The organism is Glaciimonas sp. OK215, assembly GCF_057787885.1.
Genome location: NZ_CM173544.1, coordinates 5,649,116 through 5,665,480 on the forward strand (window position 1 = coordinate 5,649,116; position 16,365 = coordinate 5,665,480).

The following is a 16,365-nucleotide window of genomic DNA, read 5'->3' on the forward strand; positions in this document are numbered from 1 at the left end:
CTTTTCCATGCGCTCGCGCCTGCTGAAAAAGCGTGCTGGGCGCGCATGAAACACGGGAATTTGAAGGGGGCCAGGCCGCCTGTTTCCGACGCGCGAATGGATCGGAAAATAGCTGCTTATCGGCATGGATTAGCGATAATTCAGGACGCGCGGCATGCGTCAAAGCGGATCACATCGGCGTGCGCCTGTTCAGATTCTGATCGCCAATCCGATCCGTGCCATACCTGTCAGGGCTAAGGAAGCATGCGCTGGAACACCCGATCGCGATCGACGAGCAGATGCTTGAGCGCTGCCAGCACGTGCAGCGCGATCAGCACAGCAAACACGACGGCAACGGTCTTGTGAAAGCCCATGAACAGATCGCGCATCCGCGGGTCCTCCCAGGCCCAGTTTGGCAGGGCCGCACCGAAGAACCTGATGCCATACTTATTGAACGAAGACGACAGATAGCCGGTCGCTGGCTGCAGCACCATGCAAAGGTAGAGCAGCCGATGGCTCCAGCGTGCGGCCGCCGCGCTCCAGCCCGGCATGCTGGCCGGCAGCGGCGCGGCGGCGTGCGTCAGACGCCACCCAAGGCGCAGCAGGATCAGCAGGCCTGCCAGCACGCCCAAGGACTTATGCAGGTTGAAATACAACGCCCGGCCGGGTGCCCCCTTCGGGATCCCGGCCATGTAAAAGCCCAGCAGCAGCATGCCGATGATCAGGAGCGCAAGCGCCCAATGCAGGACGACCACCGTCAAGCCGTGGCGCCCGCTCCGGTTCAGCGCGACTCCGCTAAGTGCGCTCATCGGACCACGACGCCCCAAGGCAACGCACCCACGACGACTTCCTTGCTGACGGCATTGGTTGCGGTATCGATGACGGAAACGGAATTCGAGCGCCCGTTCGCCACATACAATTTCTTGCCGTCCGGCGTGATCGCCATGTTCCAGGGCCGCTTGCCGACCGGGATGGTCGCCACCACCGTATTCCCGGCGACATCGATGACCGATATCGTGCCGTCCTTACCGTTCGAGATATATACCCGGCTGCCATCCGGCGCCATGGTGACGCCGTTCGAATAATTTCCGGCCTTGATCTGCCCGACGACTTTTTGTGTCGCCACATCCACCGTGTAGACCATGCTGCCAAGTTCGGCGGCGATATAAGCCTGGCTGCCATCCGGCTTGAACGCAATGCCGCGCGGGCGCATGCCCAGTTTTACCGAAGCGACCTGCTGCCGTTTCGCTACATCGATGATGTCGATCGAGTCGGCCTCTTCGGCGCTGACATACAGCCATTTTCCGTCCGGACTGAATTCCGCGTGTTCGGGATTTTTTCCCTCGGTCTTGATACTGAAAACCTGTTTATTGGTCGCAGTCGAGATGAAATTGACTGAATTCGTGATTTCGCTTGCCGCAACGATCCAGTCTCCTGCAGGTGAAATGCCGACGCCTTCGGGTGACTCCCCCACAGGCACCGTACCGACTACCGCTCTTTTCCCCAGATCGACAATCAGCAATGCATTGGTCGGTTGATCGCTGACGTACAAGGTTTTGCCATCGTGGCTGAGCGCCACGCCGCGCGGCTTGGTCCCGGCCTTGATTTGCCCGACGACGGTATCGCTGGCGCAATCGATAATGGAGATGGTGCCGGATTTTTCGTTCGGGACATACGCGAACGGACTGGCAATCGACGGTAAAGGCATCAGCAATGCAAAAGATAAAGCCGCGCCGGAGGCGAACAATCCAGGTACATATGCAGCGCGATCGGAAGACCCGCCTGACGACAATGTCGGGCATTTTTTTTGCAAGAAATTTGGTTTCATGGCGTAGGAACCTTTCAAGGGTTGCGGCAGGTTATCGGTCAGAATTCTGACTCGGGTTGGCAGGTCGCAACACGCGGACGCGCCATCACAACATTTTTCAATCAATTCCACGCGTACCGCAAACCAACCCAGGCACCGCGCGGCGCGCCGGGAGCTACGAATTGCTCGTTGCTGACGTTGTCAGCGTCGAAGGAGTGTCCCGGCCCGTTGAAAAAATTCTGCCCGAGAACGCCAAAATTCGCATATTGCCGGTTGAACAAATTATCCACGCGCGCAAACACTTGCAGCTGCTTGGTCAGCGCATAAGTGGTATCGAGATTCACCACGGTATAGCCGGCGATCTTGCCGTTGGCGTCCTGATTATTCTCGTCGCCGCGCGCAAAAACCGCACTGCGATAAATCAGGTTGGTGCCGACGTTCCACTTTGGCGTCGCCGCATAGTCCAGGCGCAGCTTGAAAGTATTTTGCGGGATGCCCGGCAGCTTGTTGCCCGGACGCACGATCACGTCGCCGTTGGCATTGGCGCGCGAATTGCTCGCACTCTGTTCAACGAAGGCGGTCCGGTAGGTCGCATCGATATAGCTATAACTCATGGTCACAGCGAGTTTTTGTATGACCGTATGGGCTGCGAGTTCCAGACCCTGTCGGCGCGTCTTGCCGACGTTCTGAAAATAGCCGGTACTGGTCGATGCGCTATTGCTGCTGATGAATTGAATATCGTTGCCCAGCTCGGTCCGAAACACCGACGCGCTCCAGCTCGACGCAGCGCCCAGTTTGCCGCGCGCGCCGAACTCGGCGGTCTTGGCAATCACCGGCTTCAGCGCCGGATCGGCGATAAACGCATTCGGCAGCGAACATGGGGCGTCCGGATCGGCGCAAGCGAGCTCGATGGCGGTCGGGGTGCGCATTCCCTGGTTGTAGGTGGCATAGGCGGTCAGTCCCGGCTGCGGATTGTAGGTCACGCCGAACCCCGGATTGAAACGTGAAAACGCATGATCGCCATTCAGTAGCGGCTGTGCCCCGGTCTGGTCGCTGATCTTCACCCGCGCAGAATTGTAACGACCGGATCCGGTGACTGACCATAGTTCGTTCAGCGATAAGGTATCGGAAAAGAAAATGCCGAGGTTGCTATTGCGGGTTTTTGCATCGGTCCCAAGCGCATAGCCGCCAATGCCCAGCGTGTCGCGAGCGGCGGTAAATTGGGCATCCTGACTGAATTGCTTGAAGCGGGCCTGCGCGAAATCCCCGGCCACACCGACCACGAACTGATTATCCCTTGCGCCTAGTTTTCCCAGATAGCTCAGTTGCGACCCGAATCCGACACTGCCCTGATCAACGATAGAGCGCGCATTGTCAGCTTCAACCGGATCGGTAGCGCTGTAGTTGCCGTTGACGTTGCTGCTGGTATTCCCGTTGTGGTAATTGCGATAGTACGCATTGGCCGACACCTGCAACTTTTCGTTAAAAAAGTGGCTGCCGGACAGACTCCAGAGCGTGGCCCGGTTGACATTCTCGTCAGGAAAAGTGTAGGCCTGACGCCGGTTGTCGAGAAACGAACGCGGAATGGTTTGCGTGCCCTGCAAATCGTTATCCGCCGCCGTCAGGCTCATATGCACGGCCGTATCGGCATCCTGGTAGCCCACCTTGCCGAAAAACTGCTTGACGCGACTTGGATTGTGATCGGCCCAACCATGATCCATTGCATCGTTGGCGGTGACAAAGTAGTCCAGATTACCGACCTTGCCGCCTTGCTCCAGTTCGAGGGTCTTGCGGCCGAACGAGCCGCCCGACATTTCTACCTGGCCGCCGGGATTGGTACGCCCGTTCTTGGTGGTGACGGCCAGCGCCCCGCCGAGCGTATTCAATCCAAAGATCGGGTTCGACCCCGGCATGACCTGCAGGTTGGCAATCGCCGATTGCGGCAGCAAGTCCCAGTTGACGACATCGCCGAAGGGTTCGTTGATACGGACACCATCCTGAAATACCGACAGGCCCTGCGGTGTGCCCAGCAGCGGCGACGCAGTGAAGCCGCGATAGCTGACATCCGGCTGATACGGATTGCCTTGCGCCGCATTGATGGTGACGCTGCTCAGGTTTTGCTCCAGAAATTCGGTGATATTGCCGGCATGTTGCCGTGCGATCTCGGCGCCCTTGACTGTCTGCACATTCGCAGCCACGTCGCGCAATGGCAGGCCGAGACCGGGAAGCGGCATCGTGCCCGTCACGACAATCGCGGGCAGCTCCTGCTCGGCAACGGCCAGCGCGTCGGCTGCCAGTACCTGACCTTGGAACATGAGAAATACACCCGCCACTTCGGCGGCAGCTGCCAACATTTTCGGGCAAGACATGTGATCTCCTGGCTTATCGTTCTTTTTGCGTATTCATCGGTGCAGGGTGACATGTTGAAAAGGTCACCGGACAGATGCGCCGTCCGCAACAAGCGCCGGCAATAATCTGTATGAGGCAATAACCGTGCCGATTGCATACAGCGGTGCCGCATGCAGGTTCACGGGTGCTGTTCGAGATGTATTCGCCGCTGACGATGTGTTGCAAATACAGGCAACTCAAACGCGTTGATCCAAATTTGAACAGTTGTCAGGCGCGACGTGTTGCTCCCTGAGAGGAACAAGATCGTGTCGATCTGAAAGAATGGAATATTCCTGGTGCGGCCGGCCGGCGGTGTCACTCGGGTAAGTCTTTTATGTCAAAGTCCGAGGTCGCCGAGTCCGGGATGCTGATTTTCCCTGAATGCAATGAGATTGGGGAGTAGGACCGGAATATCGTCGCGAATAATGCTCCACAGCGTGTCATTGTCGATGCCGAGATATCCATGGATCAGCCTGTTTCGCGTCGCGATGATAAGCCGCCACGGTATCTGCGAATTGGCCAGCCGCACCGCGTCCGGCACATGAGTTGCCGCTTCGCCGATTAGTTCCAAATTACGTATCGTGGCGTCATAATTCAATGCGCAGGCGACAAACCCGCTCTGGTCCATTCCGTCGGTATAGGCGATGACTTTTTCGGCAAATCCGATCATGTCATCAAGGTAAAATCGCCATTCGCGCAGTGATGGATCAGACATGCACGGCCTCCTTTTCAATAAATGGACGCAGTTCCGCGCGCAGGGCTTTGTCCGTCACCAGATCGATTGCGCAACCAAACAGGTCTTCGAGATAGAATTGGACCCCAAAGTAACGTTCCGAGGTTGCAGGACCATCGAAGCTGACCAGTATGTCGACGTCGCTGTCGATACGGGCGTTGTCCCGTGCGGTGGAGCCGAACAGAGCCAGATCCGTGACCGCATAACGGGCCGTCAGTATCGGTTTGCTTTGGGTGAGTAATTCGATGGCATGCGAGCGGTTCATTAACGTCCCCCATTCAATCTTGTGATTCTACTTCTGTATTGTACCTGCGGCCTCAAGCAGCCCGACTCGCTCGTTGACGAGCAACGCGAGTTACGGCTGTCACTCCACTCTTCAGCCCATCTCTGCTCAATCTGTTTAACGGCCCGGAAGGCTGAATTGTCGCCGAGAAGAAATTTGCAGGCCGGGTATTGCAAAAATGCAGCATTCCTGCTCAACTGTTGCTTGCTGTAAATACTAAAGTAGCAACCCCGGCAACTTAAACGCAAGACACCTAAGGGAAACTATCATGGAAGTGTTTCTGGGCAGCATCATGACATTCGGCTTTCAGTTTGCACCTAGCGGCTGGCAAGGCTGTAACGGACAAACCCTCAGCATCCAGCAATACAACGCGCTGTTCGCACTGTTAGGCGTGACCTACGGCGGGAATGGGACACAAAACTTCATGCTGCCCAACCTGCAAGGGCGGCTGCCAATCGGTCAGGGTAACGGCCTTAGCCTGACGCCGCGCGTCATCGGCGAAGCTTCCGGCACCGAAGATGTAACGCTGTTGGTCAACAATATGCCGAGCCACACGCACGCGGCAGCGTTTACACCGTCAGGAGGCAGCGGCTATAACGTGTCCGCCAACACAGCGGGAAACACGATTGTGCCGACCGCCACCAATAATGTCCTGGCCGGCTCTCCCGGCGGACCATCGAGTGCCGCAATCTGGGCGACCTCATCGCCCGCCCCTGCGATCGCCCTGGGCGGCGCCAATGGCGGCTCCGGTGGCTCGGTAGTCAATAGTGTGACCGGGAATGGCTTGCCGGCTGCCATCATGAACCCGTTCCTGGTGCTTAACTTCAGTATCGCGCTGCAAGGCCTGTTCCCTTCTCGCAACTAAGTACTGTGTGCCTGCGGGCTGACCGCGCCATCAATGGTGCCGGTCAGCAGTGCAACCCCGCAGGCATGCGCCTTCCCGACAATCCATTTACCGATTGGTGAAAACCCATGCTAGAACGTGTTGAAGCCGTGCATTTCAATCCATTGACCGGGAAGGTCTGCGACTTGCATCTGCCCGATGGCAGCACACTGCCGGTCACAGTCGATAGCGTGACCAGCAAGCCGCTGTCGCGCAACCCGTATGCAGCGGACCCGCAACGCATGCCGTTTTCCGTCAGCCTGACCGCGCAGCGCGCTACCGGATTTATCGAAGGCCCCTGCGCGCTTGACCTCGATACCCTGGGGCGCGTGGATGGCCTGTACGTTTCCCGCGTGGCAGCGCTGGGGCGCGACCCGGCGGGTGCGTATTTTCAGATTATGTTCAATTAGCGTCAAACTTCAAGGCACAGCGGGTTGCGCGCCCGGATACCACACCAGCCGCTCGGCCAGCAATTGCGATTCCTCTACCCGGAAGCCCAGTTCCAGGTAGATCCGCTTGGCGCCGGGATTGTTGTGCCACACTACCGCGGCGACCGGGCAGTTCGAACTGGCTGCGGCCTGCTGCACGCCTTGCAGGATGGCCTTGCCATAGCCGAAGCCGCGCGCCGCCACGCTGAAGGCGACGTAGATCACGCGGACTTCGTTGTGGCCGAAATCGACTACCAGGGCACCGATGCTATGCAAGGTCTTTTCAATGATGAAATGCATGGCATTCGGATAAGTTTCCCCGGTACCTTGCAGTTGCGCACCGTACTGCTGCGCCATCACCGTCTCGACCAGATCCTGTTCGCCGTCGATCAGCTGCAAATCGGGGCGCGCGGACCGGTACAGGGTTTCCATGAACGGTTTGTCGGCGGCGCTGGCAGGCCGCACGGAAATCCCGATCGGCAAAGAAGAAGAGGCAGATAACATGCTGGAATTTTCTCGAAACAGTTTGAACAGAGTGCCACGCGGCGCAAGCCGCAGCATTGCCGCCGACAAGATTACAACATCTGGCGCGGACGTTATCGCTAAAATGCAATTTTCACAAAAATTCGGAGTCATCTGAATGCCGCATCTGCCGCTTGGCCTGATTTCCGCTATCGTCCTCTTCCTGCACGCCGCCGGCATTCTCGCTGCGGCACATGCCCTGATGCACACCCGTACGCCGCAGGGAACGGTCGCCTGGGTATTCGGACTGGTGCTGCTGCCCTACGTCACGCTGTTGCCCTATCTGTTTCTGGGTAGCAAACATTTCTCCGGCTATGTCGAACTGCACCACTCGCGCCGGGGCCGCATGCGCACCCTGGACGATCCGGGGCAGCTGGCATTGCGTGCGCAGTACCCGCCGCATGCAGGCGCGCAACGTTATGCGGCAATCAGCGCCATGCTCGGGGTGCCTTTCCTGAGCGGCCATCGTTTGCGTCTGCTGGTCGGCGGCGCGGCGACCTTCGAGGCGATTTTCGCTGCCATCGCTGCGGCCGAGCACTACGTGCTGGTGCAATTCTTTATCATTCACGACGACCAGCTCGGGCGTCGGCTACAGGCAGCGTTGCTGGAACGGGCCGCAGCGGGCGTACGCGTCTATCTGCTATACGATGGCGTCGGCAGTCACGACCTGCCGCGCGGATATGGAGATATCCTGCGCGCCGGTGGCGTGCAAGTGCATCCATTCGCCACGCGGCGCTGGCGCAATCGCTTCCAGCTCAACTTCCGCAATCATCGCAAGATAGTGGTGGTGGATGGCTGGCGCGGCTTTGTCGGCGGACTGAATGTCGGCGAGGAATATCTCGGGCGAAAACCGCCGCTGGCGCCGTGGCGCGATACACATATGGAACTGCAAGGCCCGGCAGTGGCCGATCTGCAACTGGCGTTTGACGAAAACTGGCATTGGATTACCGGCGACCAGCTGGCGCTGTTGGCGCCGCGCGCGGCAGACGGCCAGGCCACCAGCCTGATTGCCGCCACCGGTCCGGCCGACGCGCAAGAGACTTGCTCGCTGTTCTTCGTACAGGCGATTCACGCAGCCCGCCGCCGCGTCTGGCTGACCACGCCTTATCTGGTGCCGGATTCAGCCGTGATCGCAGCGTTGCAGCTGGCGGTGTTCCGTGGTGTCGATGCCCGCATCCTGATCCCGTCGCGCCCGGATCATCACACCGTTTTCCTGGCATCCACGCTGTACGCCCATGAGGCGGTGCGTGCCGGGATCCGCGTGTTCCGCTATCAACCCGGGTTTACCCACCAAAAAGTGCTGTTGATCGACGATGACACCGCCGCCGTCGGCAGCATGAATCTGGATAACCGTTCACTCCGGCTCAACTTTGAAATCGCCGCCCTGAACGTCGACGTAGCGTTCGCCGGCGAGGTCGAGGCGATGCTGCAGGACGATTTCGAACAAGCGATTGAAATCGGCGCACCCGACTATGCGCGCCTGCATTATCTGTACCGGGTCGCGATTCACGTCGCACGCTTGTTCAGCCCTGTGCTGTAAGCGTCAAACCAGCGGGCCTTGCCGTGCTGCAACGTCCCCCGCTGGCGGATGAAAAGTCAGACAGCAATTCGCGGCTTAGTCCGAATTTCAGCACGGGTCCGTACATTCTCCTTCCATTAACTGCTTTTAAAACATGCACTTAGAGAGAAGGCATCGCACCGCTTGCCGCAGGCATGCCCATTGCTACCCAACACGCTACCGCCCGTAAAAAAAGCAGGTCTTGCGCAAAGCACGACCGAGATAAATAGAACTGGAGACACCGCCGAGCGCATGCCAGCGGCATTGCCGCTGGGCAAGTTGACAGCGCTCGGAGTCAATGGCCATACTTCGACGGAAGTTCAGACCGATGCATGACACAGGCGACGACTATGCAAAGAAATAAAGTGATGTCTTGTATCCGTCGCATAGCGCAATTTTCCGGAAAAAGCGCGATTGCCTGGGGCACAGTTCTTATGTGCTATTTGCTGGTCGCTTCTGGCGCCTACTTCTGGGCCGAAAAAGCCGCCATCGGCAACCTGCGCGCGAGCGGATCGCACAAACTCGAGATGTATGCGGCCAGCCTGGACAGCACACTGGAAAAATACAGTTATTTGCCCAAAACCCTGGAACTGAATGAAGACATCATTCGTCTTTTGCTGGCCCCGGGCGACCCGAAGCTTGCCGTGCCGGTCAATCAATATCTGGAACAGGTAAATGCACAGGCAAAATCGACCGTGATCTTTATAGACGACTTGACGGGCATCACACGGTCTGCCAGCAACTGGCGCGAAAAAAACAGCTTTATCGGTGACAACGTGTCGTTTCGCCCGTATTTCCAGGATGCACTAAAGGGTAAGCCAGGAAGATTTTACGCGGTGGGGACGACCAACCACGAGCCGGGCTATTACTTCGCGCACGGCATTTACCGGAATGGCAAGATGCTGGGTGTAGCGACCGTAAAAGTGAATATTGAAAAGCTGGAAAAGACCTGGTCGCATGGGGCGGACCGGGTGCTGCTGGTCGATCAAAAGGGCGTGGTCTTCCTGACTTCGGTTCCCGCCTGGAAGTACCGGACCCTGGGACAATCGTCGCTCAATACACTGGATCAGCTCAGCGAGACGCGTCAGTACGATGCGCAAAATCTGGCGCCGCTGGAATTCGTCACCCAACGCAGTTTCAACGACGGATCGCACATCATTTCCATTCGCGGTGCGCCGGGCTTGAGCGGGCAGCTCGATAGCGGGCCGAGTCTGTTGACGCGAACCAGGGTGATTGCGCAACCGGACTGGCAATTCATCTATCTGTCCGACATGAGCCAGGCAAAATCGAATGCCCGTGTAGCGGCCGCTTTTTCCTGTGTGTTGTTTGGCTTTGCCCTGCTGCTGTTCTTTTATGTACGCCAGCGCCAGCATGCGGCTGCCCAGAATGTCGCGGCCAAAGAGGCGCTCCAGCATGCCTACGACAATCTCGAACAGATGGTCACCGAGCGCACTTCAGAACTGCGCGAGACGCAAAATGAACTGATCCATGCCGGGAAAATGGCGGTCATGGGACAGATGTCCGCCAGTATCACGCATGAACTGAATCAGCCGTTGACCGCGCTGCATACCATGTCCGACAACGCCTTGACGTTGCTGGACAGGGGCCGCACGGATGAAGCGAAAGCCAACCTTTCCACCATTTTGCAGATCGTTGAGCGCATGGGATCGATTACCGGCCAGTTGAAGGTATTTGCCCGCAAGTCCACGACCCGCATGACCTCAATACCGATCCGTCCCGCCATCAAGAACGCCTTGTTCCTGGTCGAGCGGCGGCTGCGACTGGAACATGTCGCCTTCGAGCAGCACATCCCCGATGAAGACGTGTATGCACTGTGCGAAAGCAACCGCCTTGAACAGGTATTGGTGAATCTGTTCAACAATGCGCTCGATTCGATGGCGGACTGTGCGGTGCGGCGTCTGACGGTAGACGTAGTCACGCAGAAGGAACGGGTACTGATACGGGTCCATGACACCGGATCGGGGATTTCGGAAACGGTCCGGCAACATCTGTTCGAGCCGTTTTTCACCACCAAGGCGCCGGGGCACGGGCTGGGACTCGGATTGGCTATTTCCGGGCAGATCGTGCGCGAGTTCGGTGGTACCCTGGCCGCCGAAAACTGCTTCGAAAACGGCGCAGTATTTACAATTGAATTACGCGTTTCGCCGCAGGAGGTCAACTATGTTTGATGGACTCAAGGTCTTGCTGGTAGAAGACGATCCGACCGTGAGAGTCGGCAGTGAGCAAGCCCTGCAACTGGCCGGTCTGGAAGTACTGGCATGCAATTCAGCGGAGCAGGCGCGCCGCTACCTGGTGCCGGATTTTCCCGGGATTGTGGTCACCGATGTCAAACTGCCCGGCATCAGCGGCCTGGAGCTGCTGTTGCAGATCAAGGCGCTCGATCCGAACCTGCCGGTCATCCTGGTCACCGGCCATGGCGATATCTCGATGGCGGTGCAAGCCATGCGTAACGGCGCCTATGATTTTATCGAGAAGCCGTATTCGTCGGGACATCTGGTGGAAGTCGTACAGCGCGCGCTGGAAACGCGCAGGCTGCTGCTGGAAGTCCACTCGTTGCGGCACAAGCTGGAACATCGCAGCGGTATCGAAGCCACTCTGCTCGGCAACTCGGCGGCGATCAAGGAGATCCGCCGCACGATCCTGGATATCGCCGATGCCCCTGCCGACGTGCTCATTTATGGCGACACCGGCGCCGGCAAGGAAATGGTGGCGCGCTGTCTGCATGAACACAGCCAGCGCCAGAAAAACCATTTTGTCGCCGTCAATTGCGGCGCGATTCCGGAAAGCATCTTCGAGAGCGAAGTGTTCGGCCATGAAGCGGGGGCGTTTACGGGCGCCTCGAAACGGCAGATCGGCAAGATTGAACATGCCGATCGCGGCACCCTGTTTCTGGATGAAATCGAAAGCCTGCCCTTGTCGCTGCAAGTCAAATTATTGCGCGTGTTGCAAGAGCGGTATGTCGAGCGGCTGGGTTCCAATCAAGCCTTGCCGGTCGACGTGCGGATTATCGCTGCGGCAAAACTGGACCTGAAGGAGCTGTCGAATCAGCAGAAATTCCGCAGCGATCTGTATTACCGCCTCAACCTGATCGTGCTCAATCTGCCGCCGTTGCGCGAGCGGCGTGAAGACATCCCGATGCTGTTCGAACATTTTCTCTTGCAGGCGGCCACCCGCTACAACCGCAATGCGCCAGTCGTGTCGTGTGCGCAAATGCGCGAGCTGATAGCCCATTCATGGCCCGGCAACGTGCGCGAATTACGGAATATCGCGGACCGTTTCGTGCTGGGGGTCATGCGAGGAAACAGTGGGATGTTGTCCGCGCATGCGGTGGCTGAGCTCCCCCTTGCGGAACAGGTGAATGGCTTCGAACGCGCCATGATTGAACAGGAACTGCGCAATTATTCCGGCAACGTGATGGAGGCCTGTGTCGCCCTGGGTCTGCCCAAGAAAACGCTGTATCACAAGATGCAAAAATATAACCTGGTGGCCGAAAAGTTCAAAACCGCCATGCAGTGAAGCGGTTCAGAGCGCTTCCTTCAATACGGAGCTGCGCTCCGTAGGGCGTAATAGCGCAGCGTATTGCGCCGAATGCGGCGGTTGATCACATGCGGCGCAATGTTATTGCGCCCTACGGGCTGAACAAAATTCGTCCATCGACGTCATATTTTTCGCGCCCAAACGGGGCTGAAAAGTCAGCCCGCAATTCATCCATCAGTGCAAGTTTCAGCACAGCCAAGTGCTGTCGATTCCATGCATTTCCCTGCGATCACTCATAGAAACAAGCACTTGGAAACAAGCTGCGCCGCCCCCTGCCGCTGGCATGCGCTTTGCTACCTATCGAGTAGCAGGCGAGCACAGCTTGTCACGCGTCCGAGCCTGTGAATTGTTGGCCCGGGCCGGTATGCCTTACTTGCCCGGATTATCTCCCGCTTAGTGTTAGCTGAAAAATTATGAAGCCTTTTGCAATCGCCGGTATCCAAATGGAAGTGTCCGCCTACGAAGACAACATCGTCGCGATGGCACGTTATGCGGCCCATGTCCGACAGCGTTTTCCGTGGGTGGACATGCTGTTGTTCTCGGAACTGGCAGCCTTCGGCCCCAACCCGTCCCACGCCCAGCCGATGCCGGGCAACGCCGAGCAACGCTTGTGCGAGATCGCCAAGCAGCACGGTTTGTGGCTGATCCCGGGGTCCCTGTTTGAACTCAGGGATGGCGCGCTGTTCAACACCACGCCGGTCATCAACCCGCAAGGCGAAGTGATCGCGCGCCACCGGAAACTGTTCCCCTTCACGCCCTACGAACGCGGCGTTTGCGCCGGTACTGAATTTGTGGTCTTCGATGTTCCCGATGCCGGACGCTTCGGGGTCTCCATCTGCTACGACATGTGGTTCCCGGAAACCACCCGGCAACTGGTCGCCATGGGGGCCGAAGTGATCCTGCACCCGACCATGACCGACACCATCGACCGCGACATCGAGCTGGCCATCGCCAAAGCCTCGGCGGCCACCAACCAGGTGTACATGATCGACATCAACGGGGTCGGGGATGGCGGTGCCGGCCAGTCGATCGTGGTCGACGCATCCGGCTATGTGTTGCATCAGGCGGGTTCGGCCGGCGCACAGATTATTCCGGTGGAAATCGATTTCGCCAAGGTCCGGCGCGAGCGCGAGCGCGGCATTCGCGGCCTGGGCCAGCCCCTGAAGAGCTTCCGCGACCGCCTGGTGGATTTTCCGGTGTATGGCAACGATCCCGCGCAGACGGCCTACCTGGATTCGCTCGGGCCTTTGGTAAAACCCGGCTCGGAAAACCGCCTCGATGATGTCAGCGGCCCTGGCTGTCATTGACCGGCGGCTGCGGATAACGATTCGAAGTGTTGCAGTTTAAAAATAAATAACTAGGGGAGCATACGCATGGCCAAGAAGTCGAATGGTGCTGACAAACTTTCACTCAATCGCTACCGCAGCGCGTGGGAAATGCGATCCGACGGCTGGATCAATTTAACCGACGATCTGGGACGCCTGGTTGAGTTGACCCACGTCGATACCGAATTTACCCAACGCCAGCAGAGCGTGGCAAACACGCTCAATCTGCTCAAGCCGATCGAAAGTTACTGGGCTTTCCCCGGGCGGATTCTCTTTGCCGAAATCTGCCAGTGGTTTGCCGCAGGCGATTTCAACCGCGTCAACGTGGCAGCCCGCCGCATCAACCGCATGCTGGCCAATCGCACCTACCGGCACCAGACCCTGTCGCTCGATGCCGATTTCGATCCGTCTTCGGAAATCGAGCAGGAAGAAGAGCAGCAAGCGCAGATTCAGCGTCCTTACTTCGAGGTCTTGATCGTCGAGGAAATATCGGATGAGGAAGAGTCCGCCTTACGCCGCCGCATCAAGCGCATGCGCCGCCCCGACGATTCCTTCGTGTACGACATCGTGGTGGCGCCGAGCTTTGAAGATGCCCTGATTGCGACCCTGTTCAACTTCAATTTGCAAGCCTGTGTGATTCGTCACGGGTTTCCCTTCAAGTCGGACTACCAGTTGAATGTCATCCGCAGCTTTCTGGAAGGACTGGACGAAGGCATCGAATGCCTGCCGGAATCCGAACGCGGCCCCTTGCTCGGCAACAAGATCGCCTCGGTCCGTCCGGAACTGGATCTGTACCTGGTGACGGACGTTTCCGCCGAAGAGATTGCGGCCAAGGGCGGCAACATTTTCAAGCGTATTTTCTTCCGCGAGGAGGACGACACCGAACTCTATATGTCGATCCTGAAAGGTGTCGGCGAGCGTTACCGCACGCCTTTCTTCAACGCCCTGAAAGAATATTCCAAGCAACCTACCGGCGTGTTCCACGCACTGCCGATTGCGCGCGGAAAATCGATCCTGAACTCCAACTGGATTCAAGACATGGCGCAGTTCTACGGCTTGAATTTATTCATGGCGGAAACCTCGGCCACGTCGGGCGGCCTGGACTCCTTGCTCGATCCGGTGGGGCCGATCAAGCTGGCGCAGGAATATGCCGCCCGCGCCTTCGGTGCGCGCCGCACCTACTTTGCGACGAACGGCACCTCGACCGCCAACAAGATCGTGGTGCAGGCTCTGGTGAAGCCGAACGACATCGTCCTGGTGGACCGCAATTGCCACAAATCGCATCACTACGGCATGGTGCTGGCCGGCGCGCGCGTGGCGTATCTGGACTCTTATCCGCTCGATGAATTCTCCATGTACGGCGCAGTGCCGATGGTGGAAATCAAAAGCAAACTGTTGAAATTCAAAAAGGCCGGCACGCTGAACCTGGTGAAAATGGTGTTGCTCACCAACTGCACCTTTGACGGCGTGGTGTATGACGTCGAGCGCGTGATGGAAGAGTGCCTCGCGATCAAGCCGGATCTGATTTTCCTGTGGGATGAAGCCTGGTTTGCCTTCGCCCACTTCCACCCGACCTATCGACGCCGCACCGGCATGGCGGCCGCCGCCAAATTGCGCGGCAAGTATTCCAGCAGCGATTACGAAAAGACCTACGCCGCCTTTAGCAAGAAATTCAGCGATGCCGACTGGGATAATGAAGAGAAGGTGCTGGCGACGCGCCTGATGCCGGACCCGAAAAAAGTGCGGATCCGTGTGTATGCCACCCAGTCGACCCACAAAACCCTGACCAGCCTGCGCCAGGGCTCGATGATTCATGTCTGGGATCAGGATTTCAAGGACAAGGCCGAAGAAGCCTTCCATGAAGCCTACATGACTCACACGTCGACCTCGCCGAATTACCAGATCATTGCCTCGCTGGATGTGGGGCGGCGTCAGGTGGAACTCGAAGGTTACGAGCTGGTGCAACGCCAGATCGATCTGGCGATGACCCTGCGCGAACGCGTCACCAACCATCCGTTGTTGAAGAAATATTTCAAGATGCTGCGAGTCGGCGACATCATTCCGGCGCAATACCGCTCGTCGGGCGTGGATGCCTACTACAGCGAGGACACCGGCTGGGCGAATATGGAAGACGCCTGGCGCAACGATGAGTTCGCCCTTGACCCGGCGCGTCTGACCCTGTCCATCGGCGCCTCGGGCATCGATGGCGACACCTTCAAGCACGACTACTTGATGGATCAGTTTGGCATTCAAATCAATAAAACCTCGCGCAACACGGTGTTGTTCATGACCAACATCGGCACTACCCGTTCGTCGGTGGCGTATCTGATTGAAGTCCTGGTCAAAATTGCGGAGCAGCTGGAAGAGCACACGTCGGACATGAGCGGCATAGAGCGGCGCTTGCACGAAAAACGCATCGTGTCGCTGACCCAGGACCTGCCGCCGCTGCCGAATTTCTCGCATTTTCATTTTGCTTTCGGCAGCGATAGCGCGCATGACACCCCGGATGGCGATATGCGCCGCGCGTTTTTCCTTTCCTACGACGAGGAAGAATGTGAATACCTGACCATGAAAGAAATCCGCCACGCGCAAACCAGGGATAGAGAAGTGGTGTCGGCCATGTTTGTCATCCCCTACCCGCCCGGCTTCCCGATTCTGGTGCCGGGCCAGGTGGTCAGCGCCGAAATTCTTGAATTTATGGAGGCGCTCGACACCCGTGAAATTCATGGCTATCGCCCCGAGCTCGGTTTCCGCGTGTTCACGGAGACCGCGTTGGCCAAGGTGGCGGAAGAGACCGCCTCCAAAACGGCCGTAGCGGTTGCCGCCAGAGCCGCGAAGAGCACTGCGGGAGAAGACCAGGCGGCAGAAAAATCGGCAGTAAAAACACTGGCGCAAAAATAA

At 58.0% G+C, this 16,365-nt stretch carries 14 protein-coding genes; 8 read left to right on the forward strand and 6 right to left on the reverse strand.

The features are described 5' to 3' along the window. Nucleotides 1-233 precede the first annotated feature (233 nt). The 5 genes from AC3CHX_RS26120 to AC3CHX_RS26140 all read right to left on the reverse strand — a co-directional run bounded on the left by AC3CHX_RS26120 (nucleotide 234) and on the right by AC3CHX_RS26140 (nucleotide 5,172). A complete protein-coding gene (locus AC3CHX_RS26120) occupies nucleotides 234-788 on the reverse strand; it encodes a cytochrome b (protein WP_488630856.1) in 555 nt (184 codons plus the stop codon). Continuing rightward, a complete protein-coding gene (locus tag AC3CHX_RS26125) occupies nucleotides 785-1,807 on the reverse strand; it encodes a beta-propeller fold lactonase family protein (RefSeq protein WP_488630857.1) in 1,023 nt (340 codons plus the stop codon). Before AC3CHX_RS26125 ends, AC3CHX_RS26120 begins: the two co-directional genes overlap by 4 nt. 101 nt (nucleotides 1,808-1,908) lie before the next feature. After that, nucleotides 1,909-4,101 (reverse strand): TonB-dependent receptor, encoded by a 2,193-nt coding sequence (locus AC3CHX_RS26130; RefSeq protein ID WP_488644938.1) that lies wholly within the window; start codon nucleotides 4,099-4,101, stop codon nucleotides 1,909-1,911. Between the two features lie 410 nt (nucleotides 4,102-4,511). Further along, nucleotides 4,512-4,889: a HepT-like ribonuclease domain-containing protein gene (locus tag AC3CHX_RS26135; RefSeq protein ID WP_488630858.1), complete on the reverse strand. Its 378-nt coding sequence runs from the start codon at nucleotides 4,887-4,889 to the stop codon at nucleotides 4,512-4,514. Beyond that, nucleotides 4,882-5,172 (reverse strand): nucleotidyltransferase family protein, encoded by a 291-nt coding sequence (locus AC3CHX_RS26140; RefSeq protein WP_488630859.1) that lies wholly within the window; start codon nucleotides 5,170-5,172, stop codon nucleotides 4,882-4,884. The genes AC3CHX_RS26135 and AC3CHX_RS26140 overlap by 8 nt, the downstream gene beginning before the upstream one ends. Before the next feature lie 286 nt (nucleotides 5,173-5,458). Here AC3CHX_RS26140 and AC3CHX_RS26145 point away from each other — a divergent pair, with 286 nt between their 5' ends. Then, a complete protein-coding gene (locus AC3CHX_RS26145; RefSeq protein WP_488630860.1) occupies nucleotides 5,459-6,055 on the forward strand; it encodes a phage tail protein in 597 nt (198 codons plus the stop codon). Between the two features lie 107 nt (nucleotides 6,056-6,162). Beyond that, nucleotides 6,163-6,483: a DUF6916 family protein gene (locus tag AC3CHX_RS26150; protein ID WP_488630861.1), complete on the forward strand. Its 321-nt coding sequence runs from the start codon at nucleotides 6,163-6,165 to the stop codon at nucleotides 6,481-6,483. 9 nt (nucleotides 6,484-6,492) lie between these two features. Here AC3CHX_RS26150 and AC3CHX_RS26155 read toward each other — a convergent pair whose 3' ends face one another. After that, the gene (locus tag AC3CHX_RS26155; RefSeq protein WP_488630862.1) at nucleotides 6,493-6,933 is read right to left on the reverse strand and encodes a GNAT family N-acetyltransferase; all 441 of its coding nucleotides are present in this window, start codon (nucleotides 6,931-6,933) and stop codon (nucleotides 6,493-6,495) included. Between AC3CHX_RS26155 and AC3CHX_RS26160 the strand changes: the two genes are divergently transcribed. The 6 genes from AC3CHX_RS26160 (at nucleotide 6,932) to AC3CHX_RS26185 (ending at nucleotide 16,365) form a co-directional block, all read left to right on the forward strand. After that, nucleotides 6,932-7,141, forward strand: a complete 210-nt coding sequence (locus tag AC3CHX_RS26160) for a hypothetical protein (RefSeq protein ID WP_488630863.1) — start codon at nucleotides 6,932-6,934, stop codon at nucleotides 7,139-7,141. The genes AC3CHX_RS26155 and AC3CHX_RS26160 overlap by 2 nt on opposite strands. Further along, entirely contained in the window at nucleotides 7,142-8,563 is a 1,422-nt protein-coding gene (gene cls, locus AC3CHX_RS26165; RefSeq protein ID WP_488630864.1) for a cardiolipin synthase, read from the forward strand. A gap of 368 nt (nucleotides 8,564-8,931) precedes the next feature. Next, the gene (locus AC3CHX_RS26170; RefSeq protein WP_488630865.1) at nucleotides 8,932-10,770 is read left to right on the forward strand and encodes a sensor histidine kinase; all 1,839 of its coding nucleotides are present in this window, start codon (nucleotides 8,932-8,934) and stop codon (nucleotides 10,768-10,770) included. Next, nucleotides 10,763-12,118: a sigma-54-dependent transcriptional regulator gene (locus tag AC3CHX_RS26175; RefSeq protein ID WP_488630866.1), complete on the forward strand. Its 1,356-nt coding sequence runs from the start codon at nucleotides 10,763-10,765 to the stop codon at nucleotides 12,116-12,118. The genes AC3CHX_RS26170 and AC3CHX_RS26175 overlap by 8 nt, the downstream gene beginning before the upstream one ends. Before the next feature lie 434 nt (nucleotides 12,119-12,552). Next, the gene (locus tag AC3CHX_RS26180) at nucleotides 12,553-13,446 is read left to right on the forward strand and encodes a carbon-nitrogen hydrolase family protein (RefSeq protein ID WP_488630867.1); all 894 of its coding nucleotides are present in this window, start codon (nucleotides 12,553-12,555) and stop codon (nucleotides 13,444-13,446) included. Between the two features lie 66 nt (nucleotides 13,447-13,512). Beyond that, nucleotides 13,513-16,365, forward strand: coding sequence for an aminotransferase class I/II-fold pyridoxal phosphate-dependent enzyme (locus AC3CHX_RS26185; protein ID WP_488630868.1), 2,853 nt, complete (start codon nucleotides 13,513-13,515; stop codon nucleotides 16,363-16,365).